Genomic DNA, 20,949 nt, shown 5'->3' with positions numbered 1-20,949 from the left:
TTCACCTGAGCACGTGTCCGACGAGGCCGGTCCAGGCTGTCAGGCTCAGTACGCGCCGAACGGCCGGTCCGTCGAGACGATCTCCTTGCCGAGGGGCAGCAGCGAGATCGGGATGAGCTTGAAGCTCGCGATCCCCATGGGGATGCCGATGATGGTCACGCACAGCGCGATCCCGGTGACCAGGTGCCCGATCGCGAGCCACCAGCCCGCGACGACCAGCCACACGATGTTGCCGATCGTCGACCACGCCCCGGCGTTCGGGTGGTCGACGACGGTCCGGCCGAAGGGCCACAGCACGTAGTTGGCCATCCGGAACGACGCGATGCCGAAGGGGATGGTGATGATGAGGACGCAGCAGACGATGCCCGCGACCGCGTACCCGACGGCCATCCAGAAGCCGGCGAACACCAACCAGATGATGTTGAGGATCGTGTTCATGGTCTGAGCGTAGGCCCAGAGCCTCTCGCGGGCAGGGTCTCAGCACCCTCACCGCGAGATCCGCACCGCTCCCTCGCGGCTCCGCACGGCCCTACCCGTCGCCCCAGCGCTCGTACCGGACCGCCGCGAGCCCCGTCATCCCGCGGTGCGCTCGACGATCACGTACCCGTCCTCGTCGAAGACCACGGAGTACGCCGTCCCCGGGTAGGCCCGCTCGGCGTACTGCTCGACGTCGACAGGGGCGTTCCCGCCCCACGACAGCCTGTCGACGACCACGTAGTCGGGCCGCACGGACGGGTCCGTCGAGATCCAGTAGACCTCACGGTCCGTCGCGAGCTGGACGATGAGTCCGCGGTCGCTCGCCACGCTCGCACCGGCCGGGACCGCTGCGACGGCGCGCTCGGCCGAGGCGATCCGGTCGCTGCGCTCGTAGGTGGCGGGCGACCACAGGTCGCGGAGCGGGAACTGCGTCACGAGGACCGCCGCGACGACGGCCATCGCGACAGGCGCCAGCCGGGCGTAGGTACGCAGCAGCTCGAACCTGGATGCGCGCAGGCGCACGATCCCGTCGATCGCCGCGGCGAAGAGGATGGGCATGAGGATGACGGAGTAGTGCCACGTCGTCCCCCAGTAGAAGACCGTCGACCCCGCGAAGCGCCACACGAGGGTGGGCACGGCGACGAGCGCGAGCGGGGACCGCAGCGCGACGAGGGCCGTGATGACCACGAGCATGACGAGCGTCTCGATCTTGACCGCAGGCGTCAGCAGCCCCGCCAAGGTGTCGAGCAGACCCGAGACCGTGCTCCCCGAGCTCGCCGCCGAGCCGTCCTCGCTCAGCTTGCCCCAGTAGTCGTAGCGGCTCTGCGGGTTGAAGAACGGGATGATCACCGTGAGCACCAGCACGAACCCGACGGCGCCGGTCGCCGCGACGACCGCACCGAGCCGTCGCTGCCCGCGCAACCAGAGGACGACCCCGAAGGCAGCGACCGTGAGACCGAGGTCTTCCTTCACCCCGAGCAGCAGGACGACCCAGATCGCGCTCGCCCGCCACCTCTCGGTGAGGAAGGCCGCCATGCCGAAGGCGAGTATCGGCACCGCGAGGGAGTACTCGTGGAACTGCACGTCGACAGCCGACTGGATGCCCCACGCGAAGGCGTAGGCGAAGCCGACGGCCAGCCCGGGCCACGCGCCGAGAAGGCGCCGCGCGACGAGCGTGATCGGCACGATCGAGACCGCGACGAGCACGCACTGCGCGACGAGCAGCGTCACGGGCGAGGGGAACAGGCGGTAGAAGGGCGCGAGCACCACGAGCAGCGGGGAGAAGTGGTCACCCAGCTGGTTGAAGTCCGGCCCCTTGATGGGCACGATCGGCGCACCGAGCCGGGCGTACCCGGCGACGGCCTGCTCGAAGATCGCGTTGTCCCAGGACGGGTTCTCCCACCTGTACCAGCGGGCCAGCGAGAGCGTGAGGTACGCGGCGAAGGCCACGAAGGTCAGCAGCGTCACCGGCCAGTGGACGAGCGGGCCGCGCACGGCGGACCTCAGAGCCCTGTGGATGCGGCTCTGCGGCTGCGCACCCGGGTCGACGACCCGCCCGTCGGAGGTGCCGTCCCCACCGCCGGCTGCGGGCGCTCTGGGAGGAACCGCGGCCGGCTCTGTCCTCGGCTCGGCGGTCTGCTCGCGTTCGTCGTACCCGTGGTCCACCGGGACAGTCTGTCGCACGACCACGAGAACTACGATGCTGTCCATGCCCCCGACCCCCTCGACACCTCAGGCTGCGTCGCTCCCGGCCCACGCGGCGTATGCCGACGCGCTGGCCCGCGTGCACGACCGCATCGAGCAGGCGCGCAGCGACGCCGGTCTCGCGTTGTCTGGTGTCAGCGCCCCGGGTGAGGCCACCTCCTCGGTCCGCCTGCTCCTGGCCACCAAGACTCAGGATGCCGCCGCCGTGCGGGCTGCGGTGCAGGCCGATCGCGCCGCAGGTCGCGGGGCGTCGGTCCTCGTCGGCGAGAACCGCGTCCAAGAGCTCACCGAGAAGGCACCGGCCCTCGCCGACCTCGGGCTGACCACGCACCTCATCGGCCCCCTCCAGTCCAACAAGGTGAACCACGCGCTGCGCGCCCTGGCCCAGCACGGTCGGGGCTGCATCGAGACCGTCGACTCGCTCGCCCTCGCCGAGAAGATCGGCAGCCGGGTGCTCGCCTCGGCTCCCGCGCACGCGTCCCCGGCCGGCGGCCAAGGCGGCAACCACGTCGAGCCCTCAGCGCCGCCCGCGAGCGCCGTGCTCGACGTCTACGTCCAGGTGAACGTCTCGGGCGAAGAGTCCAAGGCTGGTGTCTCCCCCGACGCAGCCGTCGACCTCGCGCTCGCTGTCGCCCAGGTGAGCGGGCTCAGGCTGTCCGGCTTCATGACGATCGGCGCACGGTCGACCGACGAGGGCCTGGTCCGGGCCGGCTTCACGCGGCTGCGCGAGATCCGCGACGAGGTGGTCGGCTCGGGGGCCCACGGGACCCAGGGCGCCCGGGAGCTGTCGATGGGCATGTCCCAGGACCTCGAGTGGGCCGTGGCCGAGGGCGCGACGATCGTCCGCGTCGGGTCGGCGGTCTTCGGGGCGCGCTGACTCTCACGTGCGGTGCGCCGGGCCCGGGCAGATAAGGTCAGACCATGAAGATGCCCTTCTCCCGCAAGCCCGCCGTCACTGCACTCCCGCCGGGTGTCACGGAGGTGTGGGACGCCGAGGGGAACAGCGTGGTCGTGCACCTGCCGTTCGACTCGAGCAGCCCTGACGCGAGCCTCGTCGCCGACACCCTGTCCGACGCGATCGTCGCCGTGGTGCGCTCGGTCCAGGCGGGCGACTTCGGCCACAGCATCCCGGAAGGCACCTCGGGCGCCGGCGTCCGGATCCAGGTCGACGCGACCACACCGCTCGGTCCGCTCGCGAAGCGCAACGTCGAGATCTTGCAGGAGCGCCTGGGCCGGTCGATCCCGCTGTCGGTCGTCGAGACCCCGCTGCCGGTCGTCGTCGAGGAGGAGCCCGCTGCGGCCGCCGCTGTCACGCCCGCGGTCCCCGCGAAGCCCGTCGTCCGCGGCCCCGAGCCGAGCGAGGGTCTGGTGCCCGGGGTGTTCGTCTGGGACGAGGAGAACTCACGCCTGCGCACCGAGATCGTCGTGCTGGGCGAGACCGGGGCGGACGCCCAGACCCAGGTCGACCTGCGCCGCCTCGTCGAGCTGACCATCGCGTCGCTCGCGACCCCCGCGGTCCGCGAGCTGATCCCCGCCGACGCCCCCGAGGACTACGCGGTGTGGATCACCGTGGTCGTCAACGACGACGCTGCCGGCCCCCTCACCGAGAAGATGTTCACCGACGGCGAGGAGCAGTTCGAGGACACCCGCGTGGACTTCGTCGCGATGACAGAGTCCCGAGAGACCGTCGTCGAGATGCTCGCCGGCCGCTGATCACGGCTCAGCCCTGAACGGCTGCTGGCCGACCTGTCGGTCAGGCCGGACTCGGGTCGGCTCGTCTCTGGCGGGTCGAGAAGGGCAGGAAGTAGACCCCGGTCTGACGCCAGCAGCATCCTTGACAGACGCCCCGGACCTCCCTTCAGGGAGGTCCGGGGCGTCTGTCGTCCTGCAGGCCTCGGAGGTCTTCAGCACCGCGGGGCGTGCTCGCGTCCTGTGCCGCGCGTCCTCCCTTGCTCTTGGTGCCCCGGGGTCGCGGGTCGCGGGTCGCGGGGAGACAAGCACCCTTGACACCCCATTCACAGTCAAGCATGCTTGACAGGAGTCAAGCTCCTTTGACACCCGAACGGAGTATCCGTGAACGACCTCGTCTCGCACCTCCAGTCGCTCGACCCACCCGCCGCCACAGTGGTCCTGCTCGCCGTCGCCTCGCTCGTGCTCGTCCTGCGCGAGCCGATCACGGGCCGACGCTCCTTCGCGCGGTTCCGCGTCGAAGAGGCAGCCGAGGGCGAACCAGCCCGGCTGCGCCACTACAGGTCGTGGACGCTCCAGGGATGCACGTCCGCGATCCTGGCCGTCGTGCTGGTCCTCACCCTCCCAGGCGTGGGCCTCGCCGACATCGGCGCGCGCTGGCCGTCGTGGCCGAGCGGCGACTCGGTGGCCAGCAGCGCCGTGCGCGGGATGATCGCCGGCGTGCTGCTCATGATCGTCGTGGTCGCACTGGCGATGCTCGTCCGTAGGTGGCGCTCACGCCGCGCCGCGGCCAGCGCACCCACCGCCGCGGCCACCTCAGTCGAGTCAGAGGCTCCCTCCGCGGAACCTCGGGGCCAGATGGCAGCAGTCCTGCCGATGCTCCCCAGGACCGCAGCCGGGAGACGCGGATGGGCGATGCTCTCGCTGAGCGCCGGTGTCACGGAAGAGATCACCTACCGGGGCCTGCTCCTGCTCACGCTCGCGGTCGTCCTGCCGAGCGACGCTCCCACGGCCCTGCTCGTCGCGGTCGCAGCCGTGTCCTTCGGGCTCGCCCACTGGTACCAGGGATGGACCGGGATCGTCAGCACGGGGATCTTCGGCGCTCTCATGGCCGGGCTCTTCCTCGTGACGGGCAGCCTCCTCCTGCCGATGGTCCTGCACACGCTCGTGGATCTCCGGGCACTGATGCTCCCGGTGCCCGCCGGGCCCGCGACAACCCAGATCGGTACCACCGCCGACCGCGAGGCCACGGCTGGCACGACCACCCCCACCACCACGGCACCCCGTCCAGACCCGAGCTAGGTGACCTGCATGCGCAACGACGTCCGCACTCTGCGGGAGGCCGCAGGACTGTCCCAAGGGGCGCTCGGCACCGCCCTCGGCGTCTCACGCCAGACCATCAACTCGATCGAGACCGGGAAGTACGACCCGTCCCTCCCCCTCGCGATCGCCATCGCCCGCCACTTCGCCACGACAGTCGAGGAGATCTTCCATGTCGACGCCTGACAACCACCAGGACGGGGCCGGCTCGACCGCCCGCGGAGCACGCGCCGGGTTCAGCACCCGCGCCCACCACGTGCTGCTGCTCGCGACCGTCGGTCTGCTCCTGGCCATCGCGGGGACCTACGCCGCCTTCGACGACTGGGCGACGGGCGCCGGGGTCCTCTGCGGCGGAGGTCTTGTCCTCGTCCTGCTGTGGGTCGCCGGCCGCCGAGCCAGCCGGAGGGGCGCCGACGCAGCGACCGCAGAGCGGGTCTTCTCCGGTCGAGGAGACGAGCGAGACACCCGCGTCTACCTCGTGACCATGTCGGTCGTCGGCTTCGTCGCCTTCGTGGTCAGCGCCCTGCTGCCCGCCGCCTCGGGTCTCGGTCTCGACGCGGACGCCGCTCTGCGCGTCCTGCCCTACCTGCTCATCGCGACCGGTGTCATCACCTTCGTCGTCGTCGACCGCCGGACCTGAGAGTCGCGCCCGCACCTCGACCGCAGCACGCACAGCCAGCCCAGAGACGGGTCGACCCCGAGAGCATCGCTCTCGGGGTCGACTCGTCGTGCGCAGCCTCGGCCCGCTGCGAGGCCCGCGCACGGTGGCTAGCCACAGACGCCGGCCTCTCGGTGCCGTGCCCGTCACGGCACGCGTGCGGTCCACTCCGTCGTGGAGAACTTCGTCTCGACGAGCTCACGCGCCCGGGCCCACTCGGCCTCGGTCACGCTCCCCTCGACAGTCTCGTAGCGTCCTCGGAAGTGCGCCTTGAAGGCCTCGATGACCTCTGCGCGCGACATGCCCGTCTGCGAGCGCACGGGGTCGACACGCTTGTTGGCGCTCTTGGTGCCCTTGTCGCTCATCTTCTCGCGGCCGATGCGCAGGACCTCGAGCATCTTGTCGGCGTCGATGTCGTAGGCCATCGTCACGTGGTGGAGCACCGCTCCCCCGACGAAGCGCTTCTGCGCGGCACCGGCGATCTTGCCGGCGGGCGACGCGATGTCGTTGAGCGGCTGGTAGGTCGCCGCGACGCCGAGCTCGGCGAGGGCGCCGAGCACCCAGTCGTCGAGGAAGGCGTAGGACTTCTCGAAGCTCAGGCCCTCGACGAGCGAGCTCGGGACGGTGAGCGAGTAGGTGATGGTGTTGCCGGGCTCGATGAACATCGCGCCACCGCCCGAGACTCGGCGCACGACGGTGATGCCGTGCTTCTCGGCGCCCTCGGGGTCGACCTCGTTCTTGAGCGACTGGAAGGAGCCGATCACCACGGCGGGGGCGCCCCACTCCCAGATGCGCAGCGTCGGCGGGCGGAGCCCGGCGTCGACAGACTCCGAGATCGCCTGGTCGAGGGCCATGTGCATCTCGGGAGCCTGCGGACCGTCGTGGACGATCTCGAAGGTGTGGTCGTACCACCCCGTCGCACGGCCGAGCGCGCGCCGCGCCGCGATCGCCACGGCCTCGGGGCTGAAGCCCACGAGCACGGCGGTCGGGTCGAGCGTGCGGGTGATCGACTCCGCGAGCGCCGCGACCGACGCGTCGGCGGGCATGCCCTCGAGCGCCCTGTCGATGTCGGCGAGCGCCGTGTCGGGCTCGAGGAAGAAGTCTCCGCTGACCGCGACGTGCGCCAGCCGACCCTCCTCGACCTCGAGGTCGATCGCTACGAGCTTGCCACCTGGGACCTTGTATTCGCCTCTCACACAGGTCACCCTATGCCCACCGTCGACGGAGGTCTCCTGAGACACCCGACACACCGTCCTCGCAGCCCTGCCAGGTCGGAGCCAGGCCAGCGAGATCGTGACTTCGGAGCGAGATCGTGACTCCCGAGGGTCGATCTCGCTCCGAAGTCACGATCTCGACACCGGCCAGCCGGCCGGCACCGTCAGCGCGGGTCGACGCCGGCGTGGATCAGGCCGTAGATCGCGGAGTCTGTCAGCGCCTCCCACGAGGCCTCGAGCAGGTTCGCGCCGACCCCGACGGTCGACCAGCTGCGCTGCCCGTCCGTGGTCTCGATGAGCACCCGGGTGACGGCGTCGGTGCCGTGCATCTGGTCGAGGATGCGCACCTTGAAGTCGATGAGCTCGAAGTGCGCGATCTCGGGGTACACGGTCGCGAGCGCGAGCCTGAGCGCGTGGTCGAGGGCGTTGACAGGCCCGTTGCCCTCCCCCGTGACGACCTGACGCTGCCCGCCCGCCTGGAGCTTGACCGTCGCCTCGGACACCGGGACCGTCCCGCGGTGCCCTGTGCGCTCGACGATCGTCCGCCAGCTCTCGACGGTGAAGTACTGCGGGCGCTCTCCGCGGACCTCTTCGGTGAGCAGCAGCTCGAAGGAGGCGTCTGCGGCATCGTAGGTGTAGCCGTTCGCCTCGGCCTCCTTGACGCGGGTCGTCACCCGCGTGAGCACCTCCCCCTGCCCCGCGAGGTCGAAGCCGAGCTCTTTGCCCTTGAGCTCGATCGACGCGCGCCCGGCCATCTCGGAGATGAGCATGCGCATGTCGTTGCCCACGAGCGTCGGGTCGATGTGCTGGTACAGGTCGGGGTCGACCTTGATCGCGCTCGCGTGCAGGCCCGCCTTGTGGGCGAAGGCGCTCGCCCCGACGTAGGGCTGGCGGGCGTAGGGCGAGATGTTCGTGATCTCGCTGATGGCGTGCGCCAGGCGGCTGGACTCGGCGAGCCCGTTCCCGGCGAGCAGCGTGCGGCCGCCCTTGAGCTCGAGGTTCGCGACCACGGTGATGAGGTCGGCGTTGCCGGTGCGCTCCCCGTAGCCGTTGACCGTGCCCTGGACGTGCGACGCCCCGGCGTCGACCGCTGCGAGGGTGTTCGCGACAGCGCAGCCTGTGTCGTTGTGGGCGTGCATCCCGAGGATCGGGCCCTCGCCGACGGTCTCGCGGACGTCCGCGACGATCTCGCCGACCCAGTTGGGCAGCATGCCACCGTTGGTGTCGCAGAGCGCGACCACCTCGGCACCGGCCTCGAAGGCCGTGACGGCCGCACGCCGGGAGTACTCGGGGTCGAACCTGTACCCGTCGAAGAAGTGCTCGGCGTCGACCACCACCCGTCGTCCCTCGGCGACGAGGAACGACACGGTGTCCGTGATCATCGCGAGGTTCTCCTCGGGCGTCGTGCGCAGTGCCCGCTCCACGTGGCGGACGTCGAACTTTGCCACGAGGGTGATGACAGGTGCCTGAGAGGCCAGCAGCGCGAGGACCTGCGGGTCTTCGCTCGCCTGCAGCCCGACCTTGCGGGTCGCCCCGAAGGCGGCGAGCACGGCGTTGCGGAGCGTGAGCTCCTTCTGCGCCCGGGCGAAGAAGTCGGTGTCCTTGGGGACCGCGCCGGGCCACCCACCCTCGATGAACCCCACCCCGAGCTCGTCGAGGAGCGGCGCGATCGCCAGCTTGTCGGAGACCGAGAGGTTCATGCCCTCTTGCTGGGCGCCGTCGCGCAGGGTGGTGTCGTAGACGTGGAAGGTCACTCGTCTGCTCTTCTCTCGGTGTGTCACATGCTTCGGGACTGCTGATACCTCTCGGTGCCCCTCCCCTCCGCCGCGCTCGCTGCCCGGCGGGGTGTGCCGGACAAACAAAAAACCCCCCGGGGTACGGGAGGTCTGCGCGTCCGGAGGAAGGAACCGGACGCGCTACATGATGAGGAGCGCAGTGCTGACGTGGTGTGTCACGCCTCACATGATGCCACGTCTGCTCGCAGAGTCAACTTCCTGTCCGCGATGTGCGACTGGCGTCCCTGCGGCGCAGGGACGGGCTCCAGGCCCGGGCGGGATCGTCCCAGCTCTCTGACGCGTTGCCCCCACGCAGACAGCACGCTGCCCGGCGACGATCGCTCGTCGCCGGGCAGCCTGTCTGGTCACCCTGAGTGGTCGCTCAGACGAGGCGCGTCATCCATCCGTGCGGGTCCGCGACCCGGCCGGTCTGGATCCCTGTGAGCTCGTCACGGATCGACAGCGTGAGCTCGCCCGGGCCGCCGCCCGAGATGGTCGCGTCGAACTCCGCGCCCGCCAGACGACCGATCGGCGTGACGACAGCCGCGGTCCCGCACGCGAAGGCCTCGACGATCGAGCCGTCGGCCAGGCCCTCCTGGACCTCGGTGAGCAGGATGCGACGCTCGACGACCTCGTGACCGCGGTCCTTGAGCAGCTGGATGATCGACATGCGCGTGACGCCCTCGAGGATCGAGCCGGAGAGCTCAGGGGTCTCGACCGAGCCGTCGGCACGGACGAAGAACACGTTCATCCCGCCCAGCTCTTCGATCGCCGTGTTGGTCGAGGCGTCGAGGAACAGCACCTGCTCGAAGCCGTGCTCGTAGGCCTCGATCTGCGGCTTGAGGCTGGCCGCGTAGTTGCCGCCGCACTTGGCGTCGCCGGTGCCACCGGCACCTGCGCGGTGCATGTCCTGGGAGACCCAGATCGACACGGGCTTCACGCCGCCCGCGAAGTACGGACCGACGGGCGAGGCGATGACGAGGAACTCGGCCTCGAGCGAGGGACGTACCCCGAGGAAGGCCTCGGAGCCGTACATGAACGGCCGCAGGTAGAGGCTGGCCTCGGCTCCCGAGGGCACCCAGGCGGCGTCGGCGCGCACGAGCGCGGTGATGGCCCCGAGGAAGTCCTGCTCGGGCAGCTCGGGGAGCGCGAGGCGACGGGCCGACCGCGCGAAGCGGGCGGCGTTGGCCTCGGGACGGAAGGTCCAGACCGAGCCGTCGGCGTGGCGGTACGCCTTGAGACCTTCGAAGATCTCCTGCGCGTAGTGCAGCACCGCACTGGCGGGGTCCATCTGGAGCGGCCCGTACTTCTCGACGCGGTGGTCGGCCCACCCCGTCCCGGCGGTCCAGGTGACCCTGGCCATGTGGTCGGAGAAGACCGTGCCGAACTTCGGGTCGGCGAGGAGCGCCTCGCGCTCCGCGTCGGGCAGCGGGGCGTCAGAGGGGCGGATGTCGAAGGACGCGGCGCGGGCTGCGGCGTCGGACGTCTGGTCGAGCGTGGAACTCATGGTGGTAGGCCTTTCACCTGGCGACCAGACGAGTTTCCCACGCCGCGCCCCGTGATGGGGCACGGCGTGGGAAGAGGCCGTCCGGTCTGCGGGGACGCACGTCCGGCGACGGGCGTCCGGTGGAGCAGTGGCGGTGAAGACGGCCGAAGGGGTCTGAGCGTCAGCCGCGCACGCGGTCTGCGAGCTCTGTGCCCACCTCGGTCGTCGACCGTACTCGCGCGCCGCGCTCGACGAGGTCTGCCTCGACGGCAGCCTCCACGCGACGCGACTCCTCGGTCAGACCGAGGTGGTCGAGGAGCATCGCGACCGAGAGGACTGTGGCCGTGGGGTCGGCCTTGCCCTGCCCGGCGATGTCGGGCGCAGAGCCGTGGACGGGCTCGAACATGGAGGGTGCGGTGCGGTCCGGGTTGATGTTCGCCGAGGCCGCGAGGCCGATGCCGCCGGTGATCGCGGCGGCCTGGTCCGTCAGGATGTCGCCGAACAGGTTGTCGGTGACGATGACGTCGAATCGCGACGGGTTCGTCGTGAGGAAGATGGTGGCGGCGTCGACGTGGAGGTAGTCCGTCGTCACGTCCGGGAAGTCGGCGTTGACGGCCTCGACGGTCCGGCGCCACAGGTGACCCGCGTGCACGAGGACGTTGTGCTTGTGCACGAGCGTCAGGTGCTTGCGGGGGCGGGCCTGGGCGCGGGCGAAGGCGTCGCGGACGACGCGCTCGACGCCGAAGGCCGTGTTGACGCTGACCTCGTTGGCGACCTCGTGGGGCGTGCCGACGCGGATCGCGCCGCCGTTGCCGACGTACGGACCTTCGGTGCCCTCGCGGACGACCACGAAGTCGATCTCGCCGGGCTCGGCGAGGGGGGACTTCACGCCCTTGTAGAGCTTGCCGGGGCGCAGGTTGACGTAGTGGTCGAGGGCGAAGCGCAGCTTGAGCAGCAGCCCGCGCTCGAGGACACCCGAGGGGACGGACGGGTCGCCGATGGCGCCGAGCAGGATCGCGTCGTGCGTGCGGATCGAGGCGAGGTCCTCGTCGGTGAGGGTCTCCCCCGTCCGGTGCCAGCGCTGCGCGCCGAGGTCGAAGGCGGTCGGTGAGATCGTGGTGCCGGTCCCGGCCAGGGCTGCGTCCAGGACGGCGAGCCCCTGCTCGACGACCTCGATCCCGATGCCGTCGCCTGCGACCACTGCCAGCTCGATGTTCCTCGTCATGGTCCAGAGTCTAGACACAGTCCCACGTGTCGGGATACGGATCTCGCGATGCGAACCTTACGCAGGTCACGGGAACGGCCTTCTGTGAGACGCTGAACCGCATGACAGTCGTGAAGATCAACGCCATCGACGTACCTGAGGGCTCCGGCCCCGAGCTCGAGAAGCGGTTCGCCGCCCGCAAGGGAGCCGTCGAGAACTCACCCGGGTTCCTCGGCTTCGAGCTGCTCCGCCCGGTCAAGGGCGAGACCCGCTATTTCGTCTACACCAAGTGGGAGTCCGAGGAGGCCTACCAGGCCTGGGCCGACGGCCCCGCCCGCGCAGCCCACGCCGGCCCCCCGGCCGGAGCCGACGGCGCCCCCGCCGCCCGCCCCGCCTCGGTGGCCTCCGGGGCGAGCCTCCTCGAGTTCGAGGTGGTCCTGGGCGTCGACAGCCAGGGCTAGGGCTCTCAGGAGTCGCCCCGACCGGTGGAGCGCCGGGGCGACTCCGGCTCGAGCGAGACGGTCTCTGCCCGACCGGCCTCGACTGCCGCCACATAGCCCGCGAGGTAGCTGTCCTCGATCTCCTCGGCGCCGCTCTGCCCGTCCCAGCGGTCCGCGAGCCGCTCGCCGTCCACTGTGCAGCGCTCCAGCCGGAGCGCTCCGACAGGAGGACCACCTCCCCGGAGCTCGCACCGCTCGAAGGACGTGAGCGGCGAGACGACGGCAGTCCCGAAGGTGCAGTCGACGAACCGCCCGCCGACGAACCGCGCGTCGGAGAGGTCCGTCGTGTCGAAGGAGCACCGCTCGAAGGTCGCGTTCTCCCCGAGCGCGGCCCCTCGGAGCGATGCCCCGCCGAAGTCGCAGTCGACGAAGGTCCCGGCGAGCCTGACCTTCGGCATCCGCGCCGCGACGAGGCTGCACCGCTCGAGCCGGCGTCCGAGGATGCTCCCCACCGCGAGGGTGGCACCGTCGAGCGTGCACGCCACGAGCTCGGACTGGTAGACGTGCAGCCGGCCCTTCATGTGCGAGAGGTCGAGCGCCTCGAGGGTCAGGTAGTGGACGGCGAGGCCGTCCTTGCCCGCCGGGAAGCCCCGGAGGTCGACGGGCACGACGTCCGGAGCCCCCCACGGCGAGACCACCCGGTGCGGACCACGCGCGATCTTCGCCTGCTGCACCAGCTGGTCTCGGACCTCGGCGACGCGGTCTTCGTCCCACCGGCGTCGCAGGGCTGCGGCGCCGGACGACCGTGGAGTCTCGTGTGTCATGGCGGCACCCTAGCGGGTCGCCCCGACAGTGCGAGCCGGTTCGGTCAGGTGACCTGCTCGAGTCTCGCGCCCACTGCGCTCCGGCACCGTGGTCCCGTCCTCGACCTCACCCTCGCTCACGCCGAAGCGGTCGTGGACCCTGCGCAGCGGGCCGGGCAGCCACCAGGTGGCGCGCCCGAGGAGGGCGAGCGTGGCCGGGACGAGCAGCGCACGGACCACGGTCGCGTCGAGGGCGACCGCGAAGGCCAGCCCGAGACCGACCACCTTGAGGAAGGTGACGCCGCTCGTGGCCATCGCGGCGAGCACGACGACGAGCAGGAGCGCCGCACTGGTGATCGTGCTGCCCGAGCGGACCAGCCCCGTGGTGATCGCCTCGTGAGTCCCGGCACCGGCGAGGTGCGCCTCGCGGATGCGGCTGAGCAGGAAGAGCTCGTAGTCCATCGCGAGACCGAAGGCGACGACAGCGACGAGCACGAGGTTGCCCGGGGCGACGGCCCCAGCGGCGGTGAAGCCCGCGACGCCGGCGAGGTGCCCGTCCACGAAGGCCCAGGTGAGCACGCCGAAGGTCGCCGCGAGGGACAGCCCGTTGAGCAGCACGGCCTTGACCGGCGCGACCACAGAGCCGAGCGCGAGGAACAAGAGGACCAGCGTCACGCCGGCGATGAACAACGCGGTCCACGGGGCTGTCGAGACGATCGCCCGGATCGAGTCGGCGCTCGTGGCGGCGGCGCCGCCGACGAGCACCTCGGTCTCGGTCAGGACGTCGACGTCGCGGATCTCGGAGACGAGCGTGCGGGCCTCGGACGAGTCGGTGAGCAGGTCGGTCGCGACGGACACGTGCGTCACCGAGCCGGCCTGCGCGACGACCTCGGCGCCGAGCACACCGTCGAGAGCCCCGACCTCCGCGAGGAACACTTCGGTCTCCCCCGGGTCGAGCGGCCCCTCAACGCTGCGCACCGCCACCTCGACGACAGTCCCCGACTGCCCGGGGAACAGCTCGGCGACCCGCTCGGTCGCCTGACGCGGACCGGACGCCGTGGGCAGCTCGCGGGCGTCCCCGTCGGCGACCTGCAGGCCGAGGACCGGGAGGGCGAGCACCAGGAGGAGAGCGACCGACGCTGCGGCGACAGCCCCGGGGAACCGCAGGACGAACGCTGCGACGCGAGCCCACCCGCGCGCACCGGTACGGTCCTTGCCCCGCCGCAGACCCGCGAGGCGTGCGGTGAGGCTGCGGGGCAGCCGACCCGCGTCGACCCGGCGCCCGAGGACCGCGAGCAGGGCCGGCAGCAGCGTCACGGCGAGCAGCATGTCGAGGAGCACCACGGCCATACCGCCGAGGCCCATGGACCGCAGGAACATCTGTGGGAAGAACAGCAGACCTGCGAAGGCGATGAGCACGGTCACCCCGGAGAACACGACCGTGCGACCGGCGGTCGAGACCGTCGTGCGGACAGCCCGCTCGACGTCGTCGGTCCGTGCGAGCTCTTCGCGGAAGCGGCTGACGATGAACAGCGAATAGTCGATCGCGAGACCGAGCCCGAGGATCGTCGTGACGTTGACCGCGAAGGACGAGACGTCGGTGACGGTCGTCAGCACCCGCAGGAGGCCGAGGGCTCCGAGGATGGCCACCACCCCGATGGTCACGGGGAGCAGCGCGGCCACGAGGCCGCCGAAGATCACCAGCAGCAGGAGCACCAGCACGGGCATCGCGAACATCTCGGCCCGGACGATGTCGGACTCGGAGAGGTGCTGCATCTCGGTCATGACGACGACGGAGCCACCTACCTCGGTGGTCCAGCCGTCCGGCGCCCCGAGGGCGTCCTCGATGCCGTCGACCTGCGTCTGGCGTGCCTCCTCGGTGGTGCCGGACAGCGTGATCACGGCGAGGGCGCTGTGCCCGTCGCTGCCGAGCAGGCTGGTCGCGACGTCGGCCGGGAGGCCGTCCGTCCACGGCGTGAGCACTGACAGCGCAACGCCGTCCGGGAGCCCGCCGAGAGCTGTGGCGACGGTCTGGGCGAAGACCGGGTCCTCGGTCGAGACGGTCTCCGACCCGTAGACCACCACGACGTCGGCCGCGCTCCGTCCGAAGGTCTCCTCGAGCAGGGCGTCGGCGGCGGCGCTCTCCGACCCCGGGTCGGCGAATCCGCCGCTCTTGACGGACTCGGTGACGGCCGGCCCCAGGACGGCGGCGATGACGGTGAGGAGCCCCGCGAGCAGCAGGACCAGACCTCTGCGTCTGTAGGCGAAAGACCCGAGGGCTGAGAACACGATGGACTCCCTGACGTAAGATGTGACAGCCGATCACTTCAGTGAACACTGTTTGCTAACGGCGTTCACTAGAACATCTGGTGTTTACATATGTCAAGGCGGCGCACCCGTGCGCGGCGCGCCCAAGGAGGACGAGAGCGTGACGGCACAGACGACCCGCCGCGAGATGCAGCGGATGGCGACCGAGCTCGAGATCAAGTCGGTCGCCCGCCAGCAGCTCGCGCAGGACGGCGTCCAGGAGGTCACGCTGCGCGGTATCGCCCGCGACATGGGGATGACGGCGCCTGCGCTCTACAGGTACTTCCCGAGCCTCGACGACCTCGTGGCGTCCATGTGCGAAGACTTCTTCGAAGAGATCTCCGAGGCCCTCTCGGCGGCGGTCGTCGCGGCCGGTGACGACGGAGGGCGTGCCATGCACGCCGCGATCCGCACCTTCCGCGCCTGGGCCGTCGGGCACCGCAACGAGTTCGCGCTCATGTTCCGCCACGGCGCGGAGAACCCTGGAGAGGCCAGCAGCACCGCTCGCTTCGCAGCGGTGTTCTTCGACCTCTACCTGCGCCTGTGGGGGACTCAGCCCTTCGAGGTCCCCGAGCTCACCGCCACGTCAGCAGCGACCTGCGGCACGATCCGCGACTTCGTCGAAGAGTCCTTCGACCTGGTCGCCGCGGGAGACCACGCTCCCCCGCCCGCCGCGCTCTTCGTCTTCACCCGCACCTGGGTCCGGCTCTACGGCGTGATCGGCATGGAGGTCTCCGGACAGCTGGCCTTCATGTTCGACGACGTCACGCCCTACTTCGAGAGCGAGCTCGAAGACGCGGCGACAGCCCTCGGCATCCCCTACGTCCCGTCCGACGCTCCCGCGTAGCCAGCCCTGCGCAGCTCACGTGCGGTGACGGCCTCGCGCCCGCGCTCAGCCTGCGGAGCAGCAGCACGACAGAGGGGCCGACGTCCTCGCGGACGTCGGCCCCTCTGCGCGTCCGGGCGACGCGGGGTGGTGCGGTGCGGCTCTCGGCCGCGTCAGCGCGGGTAGAGCAGCTCAAAACGCTCGGTGACCACCATGAAGTCCTCGGGGACCGTGACGAGCCCCAGCACCCGGGTGAAGAACTCGGTGTGGTCCGTCCGCCACGCCTCGAGGCTCCGGTCGCCCTCTCCCTCGGCGGCCGCGAAGTCGTCGCTCACCTCGCCGAAGGGCACCACGGCGACGTCGGTCGTCCGGATGAGCGCCTTCGGGTGCCCTGCTCCGTCGACCACGATCGACAGGTCGCCCTCGCGAGGCAGCGGCGCGTCGTCGCCGTCGTACTCCGACAGGGCGGAGGACGTCGCGGTCTTCGTGCCGTCGAGGACGAGCCCGAGGAGCCTGTCCGCCTGCTCGGGGTTGTCGCCGAAGGACCAGGCGACAGGAGCGACGTTCTCGGCGACCGTCAACCCGCCCACGACAGCGATGCGCCCGAGACCGGCCTGCACACGCGCGTTCTCCCAGAACTCGGCGATCTCGTCGTCGAGCTCGGTGGCCTTCTCGATCCGCTCGAGCTCCTGCTCGGTCTCCTCGTACGGGAGCCCAGCGTCCGCTGCGCCGGCGACCACGCCTGCGTCGGAACCTGCGACAGCTGCGGTCCCTGCGTGGGTCCCTGCCCCCGCATCCGCAGAGCTGTCGTGCTGCTCCGCGACCTCGGGGTCCACGGGCTCGAGGACGAACACCGGGATCAGCCGTGACGTCTTGATCGCGTAGTCCGCGTAGTCGGGATAGGCCTCGACGGACCTGGCCCACCAGGTCTCACGCTCGGCACCCTCGAGCTCGCGCGCCAGGTAGTCCCGCACCACGGCGCCGTCGCGGAGCTCGACGTGGGGGTGGGCGACCAGGTTGTAGTACCAGGTCGGGTGCTTCGGCGCGCCACCGAGGGAGGCGACCACCGCGTACTGCCCGTCGTGCTCGACGCGCATGAGCGGGATCTTGCGGATCTTGCCGGACTTCGCACCGCGCGAGACGAGCACGATGACAGGCATGCCTCGCATCGTGGTGCCCTCAGCACCGTTCGTGCGCTCGATGAGCTCGACCTGCTCGCGCGAGAAGTCGTCGGTGCTGGGCTCGTACGTTCCGTGGAGAGGCATGACCCCAGTGAAGCAGGTCGGGCCCGCCTGCAAAAGCGCAGACGGGCCCGACCAGGGGAAAGACGAGGATCAGCGTCCTGCTGAACCCCGATACCTACTCATCGGGAAGCCCCGGGCTTCGACTCCGCCCGGAGCTCCTCCGTCACTCCGCGCTGCGTCAGCGCCCGGCGCTTCCCTCGACGTAGTCGGTGTCCGAGGGCTTGACCCAGGCGAAGAGCTTGCGCAGCTCGCGGCCGGTGGCCTCGATCGGGTGCGCCTCGCCCTTGGCACGGAGCTCCTTGAACTCGGGGGCACCGTTGTCCTGGTCGGCGATGAAGCGCTCGGCGAAGGCACCGTTCTGGATGTCCGCGAGGACAGCCTTCATGTTCTCCTTCACCTCGGGGGTGATGACGCGCGGGCCGGAGACGTAGTCGCCGTACTCAGCGGTGTCGGAGACCGACCAGCGCTGCTTGGCGATCCCGCCCTCCCACATGAGGTCGACGATGAGCTTGAGCTCGTGCAGCACCTCGAAGTACGCGACCTCGGGCTGGTAGCCAGCCTCGGTGAGCACCTCGAAGCCGTACTGGACGAGCTGCGACGCACCGCCGCAGAGGACAGCCTGCTCGCCGAAGAGGTCGGTCTCGGTCTCCTCGGTGAAGGTGGTCTTGATGCCGGCGGCGCGCAGGCCACCGATCGCCTTGCCGTAGGAGAGCGCGAGCTCCCACGCCGAGCCGGACGCGTCCTGCTCGACAGCGACGATCACGGGCACGCCGCGGCCGTCGAGGTACTCGCGGCGCACGAGGTGCCCCGGGCCCTTGGGGGCGACCATGACGATGTCGTGGCCGGCCTCGGGCTTGATGTAGCCGAAGCGGATGTTGAAGCCGTGCCCGAAGACGAGGGCAGCACCCTCGGTGAGGTTCGGGGCGATCTCCTCGGTGTACACATGACGCTGGACCTGGTCCGGCGCGAGGATGACGACGACGTCGGCGCCCTTGACGGCCTCCGCGACGGTCAGGACGCGCAGGCCCTCGTCCTCGGCCTTCTTGCGGGACGCAGAGCCCTCGCGCAGGCCGACGGTGACGTCGACGCCGGAGTCGCGCAGGTTGAGCGCGTGGGCGTGGCCCTGGCTCCCGTAGCCGATGACGGCAACCTTGCGGCCAGCAATGATGGACAGATCAGCGTCGTCGTCGTAGAACAGCTCAGCCACCGTAGATCTCCTTGGTTAGACGTGTGTGTCGTAGGTCGTGCATGAAGTGTGTCAGGCCGAGCGCGGGACGCGCTCGAGTGCCCGGTCGGTGATCGAGCGCGATCCGCGCCCGATCCCGACGGTCCCCGACTTGACGATCTCGCGGATGCCGAAGGGCTCGAGAGCCCCGAGGAGTGCCGAGAGCTTGTCCGGGTTACCGGTCGCCTCGATCGTGACGGCGTCAGGGACGACGTCGACGACGTGGGCGCGGAAGAGCTGCACAACCTCGAGCACGTGGGTGCGCGTGCTGAGGTCTGCTCTCACCTTCACGAGCATGAGCTCGCGCTGTACCGCCGCTGCCGGGTCCAGCTCGACGATCTTGATGACGTTGACCAGCTTGTTCAGCTGCTTGGTCACCTGTTCCAGCGGGAGGTCGTCGACGTCGACGACGACGGTCACCCGCGAGAGCTCTTCGTGCTCCGTCGGTCCGACGGCGAGAGAGTGGATGTTGAACGCCCTGCGTGCGAACAGGCCGGCGACGCGCGCGAGCACGGCGGGCTTGTTCTCGACGAGGACCGAGAGGGTGTGACGAGTCATGGTCTGGGCTCCCGGTCAGTCTTCGCGGTCCCACGCGGGCGAGATGCCGCGTGCGTACTGGATGTCGTCGTTGCTCACGCCCGCGGCGACCATCGGCCACACCATGGCGTCGCGCGACACGTGGAAGTCGATGACGACAGGCTGGTCGTTGATCTGCTCGGCGCGCTTGATGGCGGCGTCGACCTCGTTCGCGTGCTCGACCCGGATGCCCACGCAGCCGTAGGCGTCGGCGAGCTTGACGAAGTCCGGGATGTGCCGCGTGCCGTGGCCGGTGTGCAGGTCGGTGTTGGAGTACCTGGACTCGTAGAACAGCGTCTGCCACTGGCGGACCATGCCGAGCGAGGAGTTGTTGATCAGCGCCACCTTGATGGGGATGTCGTTGATCGAGCAGGTCGCGAGCTCCTGGTTGGTCATCTGGAAGCAGCCGTCGCCGTCGATCGCCCACACGGTGCGGTCGGGCTGGCCGACCTTGGCGCCCATCGCGGCCGGGATCGAGTAGCCCATGGTGCCCAGACCACCAGAGTTGAGCCACGTGTTCGGCCGCTCGTAGCGGATGAACTGAGAAGCCCACATCTGGTGCTGCCCCACGCCCGACACGTAGATGCTGTCGGGGCCCGAGATCTCACCGAGGCGGCTGATCACGTGCTGCGGGGCGAGGTGCCCGTCGTCGGGCTCCGTGAAGCCGAGCGGGTAGGTCTCGCGCCAGCTGTCGATCTGACGCCACCATGCCTCGAGGTCCGGCTTGCCGTGCGCCTCCTGCTCGCGGGCGAGCTCGGGCAGCAGGTCGGCGATGACCTCTTTGAGGTCTCCGACGATCGGCACGTCCGCGGCACGGTTCTTGCCGATCTCGGCCGGGTCGATGTCCGCGTGGATGATCGTCGCGTGCGGGGCGAAGCTCGAGAGCTTGCCAGTGACGCGGTCGTCGAAGCGGGCACCGAGGGCGAAGACCAGGTCGGCCTTCTGGAGCGCCGAGACGGCCGGGACCGTCCCGTGCATCCCCGGCATGCCGAGGTTCTGCGGGTGCGAGTCGGGCAGCGCGCCACGAGCCATGAGCGTCGTGACTGCAGCGGCGCCGGAGAGGTCGACGAGCTTGCGCAGCTCGGCCGCAGCGCCGGAACGGATCGCACCGCCGCCGACGTAGAGGACAGGCCGGCGCGCCGAGGCGAGCAGGCGGGCGGCCTCACGGATCTGCTTGCTGTGCGGCTTCGTCACCGGGTGGTACCCGGGCAGGTTGAGCTCGCTCGGCCAGTTGAACGTCGTGGACGCCTGCATCGCCGACTTCGCGATGTCGACGAGCACGGGGCCGGGGCGCCCGGTCGAGGCGATGTGGAAGGCCTCGGCGATGGTCCGCGGGATGTCGTCGGGGTCGGTCACCAGGAAGCTGTGCTTGGTCACCGGGAAGGTGATGCCGACGATGTCGGCCTCCTGGAACGCGTCGGTCCCGATGAGCGAGGCACCCACCTGCCCGGTGATCGCGACCATGGGGATCGAGTCCATGTTGGCGTCGGCGATCGGCGTCACGAGGTTCGTCGCACCGGGGCCCGAGGTCGCCATCGTCACCCCGACACGGCCCGTCGCGTGGGCATAGCCGGACGCCGCGTGACCGCCACCCTGCTCGTGCCGCACGAGGATGTGCCGGATCTTCTTCGAGTCCATGAGCGGGTCGTAGGTCGGGAGGATCGCGCCGCCCGGGATGCCGAAGACCGTCTCGACGCCTGCGGCCTCGAGCGAGCGGACGATCGACTCGGCGCCGGTGATCTCGGCCGTCGAGACGTCGGTGCGCGGCCGGCGGACGGCGTCGCCGGGGGCAGGCTTCGGTGCGGTCGGCGTCGCGGCGGGTGCCGCGCCTGCCGGCGCTCCGCCGCGAGGCGGTGCGGGTGTGGGGCCCTGGACCATCGGGTTCTCCTGGGTGCTGAACGACGTGTGCGGGAGTGCTTACTGGTCAGTGCTGGCGAGTGCTGGGAGCGCTGGTCGAGCTCGCCGGTCGTGCTGACAGGCACCGACGCTGGTGCGTGGTCC

At 70.4% G+C, this 20,949-nt stretch carries 19 protein-coding genes; 7 read left to right on the top strand and 12 right to left on the bottom strand.

Annotated features, from left to right (window positions below):
• Positions 1-45: 45 nt before the first annotated feature.
• Positions 46-438: a YccF domain-containing protein gene (locus SANBI_RS05360; protein ID WP_319159655.1), complete on the bottom strand. Its 393-nt coding sequence runs from the start codon at positions 436-438 to the stop codon at positions 46-48.
• 135 nt (positions 439-573) lie between these two features.
• A complete protein-coding gene (locus SANBI_RS05355; RefSeq protein ID WP_319159653.1) occupies positions 574-2,187 on the bottom strand; it encodes a DUF2079 domain-containing protein in 1,614 nt (537 codons plus the stop codon).
• Here SANBI_RS05355 and SANBI_RS05350 point away from each other — a divergent pair.
• The 5 genes from SANBI_RS05350 to SANBI_RS05330 all read left to right on the top strand — a co-directional run bounded on the left by SANBI_RS05350 (position 2,186) and on the right by SANBI_RS05330 (position 5,830).
• Positions 2,186-3,058 (top strand): YggS family pyridoxal phosphate enzyme, encoded by an 873-nt coding sequence (locus SANBI_RS05350; RefSeq protein ID WP_408669739.1) that lies wholly within the window; start codon positions 2,186-2,188, stop codon positions 3,056-3,058. The genes SANBI_RS05355 and SANBI_RS05350 overlap by 2 nt on opposite strands.
• A gap of 44 nt (positions 3,059-3,102) precedes the next feature.
• Positions 3,103-3,894, top strand: a complete 792-nt coding sequence (locus SANBI_RS05345; RefSeq protein WP_319159649.1) for a hypothetical protein — start codon at positions 3,103-3,105, stop codon at positions 3,892-3,894.
• 360 nt (positions 3,895-4,254) lie between these two features.
• A complete protein-coding gene (locus tag SANBI_RS05340; RefSeq protein WP_319159647.1) occupies positions 4,255-5,172 on the top strand; it encodes a CPBP family intramembrane glutamic endopeptidase in 918 nt (305 codons plus the stop codon).
• 9 nt (positions 5,173-5,181) lie between these two features.
• Positions 5,182-5,376: a helix-turn-helix transcriptional regulator gene (locus SANBI_RS05335; protein WP_179914392.1), complete on the top strand. Its 195-nt coding sequence runs from the start codon at positions 5,182-5,184 to the stop codon at positions 5,374-5,376.
• Positions 5,363-5,830: a hypothetical protein gene (locus tag SANBI_RS05330; protein ID WP_319159645.1), complete on the top strand. Its 468-nt coding sequence runs from the start codon at positions 5,363-5,365 to the stop codon at positions 5,828-5,830. Before SANBI_RS05335 ends, SANBI_RS05330 begins: the two co-directional genes overlap by 14 nt.
• 164 nt (positions 5,831-5,994) lie before the next feature.
• Here SANBI_RS05330 and SANBI_RS05325 read toward each other — a convergent pair whose 3' ends face one another.
• The 4 genes from SANBI_RS05325 to SANBI_RS05310 all read right to left on the bottom strand — a co-directional run bounded on the left by SANBI_RS05325 (position 5,995) and on the right by SANBI_RS05310 (position 11,548).
• Positions 5,995-7,044, bottom strand: coding sequence for a lipoate--protein ligase family protein (locus SANBI_RS05325; RefSeq protein WP_319159643.1), 1,050 nt, complete (start codon positions 7,042-7,044; stop codon positions 5,995-5,997).
• Between the two features lie 182 nt (positions 7,045-7,226).
• Entirely contained in the window at positions 7,227-8,816 is a 1,590-nt protein-coding gene (gene cimA / locus SANBI_RS05320; RefSeq protein WP_319159641.1) for a citramalate synthase, read from the bottom strand.
• 403 nt (positions 8,817-9,219) lie between these two features.
• A complete protein-coding gene (locus SANBI_RS05315) occupies positions 9,220-10,344 on the bottom strand; it encodes a branched-chain amino acid aminotransferase (RefSeq protein WP_056130984.1) in 1,125 nt (374 codons plus the stop codon).
• Between the two features lie 160 nt (positions 10,345-10,504).
• Positions 10,505-11,548, bottom strand: a complete 1,044-nt coding sequence (locus SANBI_RS05310) for a 3-isopropylmalate dehydrogenase (RefSeq protein ID WP_319159638.1) — start codon at positions 11,546-11,548, stop codon at positions 10,505-10,507.
• A 101-nt stretch (positions 11,549-11,649) separates the two neighbouring features.
• Between SANBI_RS05310 and SANBI_RS05305 the strand changes: the two genes are divergently transcribed.
• Positions 11,650-11,988 carry an antibiotic biosynthesis monooxygenase family protein gene (locus SANBI_RS05305; RefSeq protein WP_319159636.1) on the top strand — a complete coding sequence of 113 codons (339 nt, stop codon included), beginning with the start codon at positions 11,650-11,652 and terminating at the stop codon, positions 11,986-11,988.
• A gap of 5 nt (positions 11,989-11,993) precedes the next feature.
• Here SANBI_RS05305 and SANBI_RS05300 read toward each other — a convergent pair whose 3' ends face one another.
• A complete protein-coding gene (locus SANBI_RS05300) occupies positions 11,994-12,791 on the bottom strand; it encodes a pentapeptide repeat-containing protein (RefSeq protein WP_319159634.1) in 798 nt (265 codons plus the stop codon).
• Between the two features lie 9 nt (positions 12,792-12,800).
• On the bottom strand, positions 12,801-15,059 hold the full coding sequence (locus SANBI_RS05295; RefSeq protein ID WP_319159632.1) for an MMPL family transporter: 2,259 nt from the start codon (positions 15,057-15,059) through the stop codon (positions 12,801-12,803).
• 139 nt (positions 15,060-15,198) lie between these two features.
• Here SANBI_RS05295 and SANBI_RS05290 point away from each other — a divergent pair, with 139 nt between their 5' ends.
• Positions 15,199-15,924, top strand: coding sequence for a TetR/AcrR family transcriptional regulator (locus SANBI_RS05290; protein ID WP_319159629.1), 726 nt, complete (start codon positions 15,199-15,201; stop codon positions 15,922-15,924).
• A 152-nt stretch (positions 15,925-16,076) separates the two neighbouring features.
• Here SANBI_RS05290 and SANBI_RS05285 read toward each other — a convergent pair whose 3' ends face one another.
• From SANBI_RS05285 to SANBI_RS05270, 4 genes are all read right to left on the bottom strand, one after another.
• Positions 16,077-17,168 carry a nitroreductase/quinone reductase family protein gene (locus SANBI_RS05285; protein WP_319159627.1) on the bottom strand — a complete coding sequence of 364 codons (1,092 nt, stop codon included), beginning with the start codon at positions 17,166-17,168 and terminating at the stop codon, positions 16,077-16,079.
• Positions 17,169-17,325: 157 nt separating this feature from the next.
• Positions 17,326-18,354, bottom strand: a complete 1,029-nt coding sequence (ilvC, locus tag SANBI_RS05280) for a ketol-acid reductoisomerase (RefSeq protein WP_056130969.1) — start codon at positions 18,352-18,354, stop codon at positions 17,326-17,328.
• A gap of 51 nt (positions 18,355-18,405) precedes the next feature.
• Entirely contained in the window at positions 18,406-18,930 is a 525-nt protein-coding gene (gene ilvN / locus SANBI_RS05275) for an acetolactate synthase small subunit (protein ID WP_012866084.1), read from the bottom strand.
• Between the two features lie 15 nt (positions 18,931-18,945).
• Entirely contained in the window at positions 18,946-20,826 is a 1,881-nt protein-coding gene (locus SANBI_RS05270) for an acetolactate synthase large subunit (RefSeq protein WP_319159623.1), read from the bottom strand.
• Positions 20,827-20,949 lie beyond the last annotated feature (123 nt).

The sequence above is a fragment of the Sanguibacter biliveldensis genome, from assembly GCF_033798665.1.
GTDB lineage: Bacteria > Actinomycetota > Actinomycetes > Actinomycetales > Cellulomonadaceae > Sanguibacter > Sanguibacter inulinus.
The sequence above is the reverse complement of the archived record's forward strand: the minus strand, read 5'-3'. Positions and strand labels throughout refer to the sequence as shown.

Coding starts and splice junctions, on each gene's coding strand:
- SANBI_RS05360 (WP_319159655.1), bottom strand. CDS start 438: ATGAACACGATCCTCAACATCATCTGGTTGGTGTTCGCCGGCTTCTGG.
- SANBI_RS05350 (WP_408669739.1), top strand. CDS start 2,186: ATGCCCCCGACCCCCTCGACACCTCAGGCTGCGTCGCTCCCGGCCCAC.
- SANBI_RS05355 (WP_319159653.1), bottom strand. CDS start 2,187: ATGGACAGCATCGTAGTTCTCGTGGTCGTGCGACAGACTGTCCCGGTG.
- SANBI_RS05345 (WP_319159649.1), top strand. CDS start 3,103: ATGAAGATGCCCTTCTCCCGCAAGCCCGCCGTCACTGCACTCCCGCCG.
- SANBI_RS05335 (WP_179914392.1), top strand. CDS start 5,182: ATGCGCAACGACGTCCGCACTCTGCGGGAGGCCGCAGGACTGTCCCAA.
- SANBI_RS05330 (WP_319159645.1), top strand. CDS start 5,363: ATGTCGACGCCTGACAACCACCAGGACGGGGCCGGCTCGACCGCCCGC.
- SANBI_RS05315 (WP_056130984.1), bottom strand. CDS start 10,344: ATGAGTTCCACGCTCGACCAGACGTCCGACGCCGCAGCCCGCGCCGCG.
- SANBI_RS05310 (WP_319159638.1), bottom strand. CDS start 11,548: ATGACGAGGAACATCGAGCTGGCAGTGGTCGCAGGCGACGGCATCGGG.
- SANBI_RS05305 (WP_319159636.1), top strand. CDS start 11,650: ATGACAGTCGTGAAGATCAACGCCATCGACGTACCTGAGGGCTCCGGC.
- SANBI_RS05300 (WP_319159634.1), bottom strand. CDS start 12,791: ATGACACACGAGACTCCACGGTCGTCCGGCGCCGCAGCCCTGCGACGC.
- SANBI_RS05285 (WP_319159627.1), bottom strand. CDS start 17,168: ATGCCTCTCCACGGAACGTACGAGCCCAGCACCGACGACTTCTCGCGC.
- ilvN (WP_012866084.1), bottom strand. CDS start 18,930: ATGACTCGTCACACCCTCTCGGTCCTCGTCGAGAACAAGCCCGCCGTG.
- SANBI_RS05270 (WP_319159623.1), bottom strand. CDS start 20,826: ATGGTCCAGGGCCCCACACCCGCACCGCCTCGCGGCGGAGCGCCGGCA.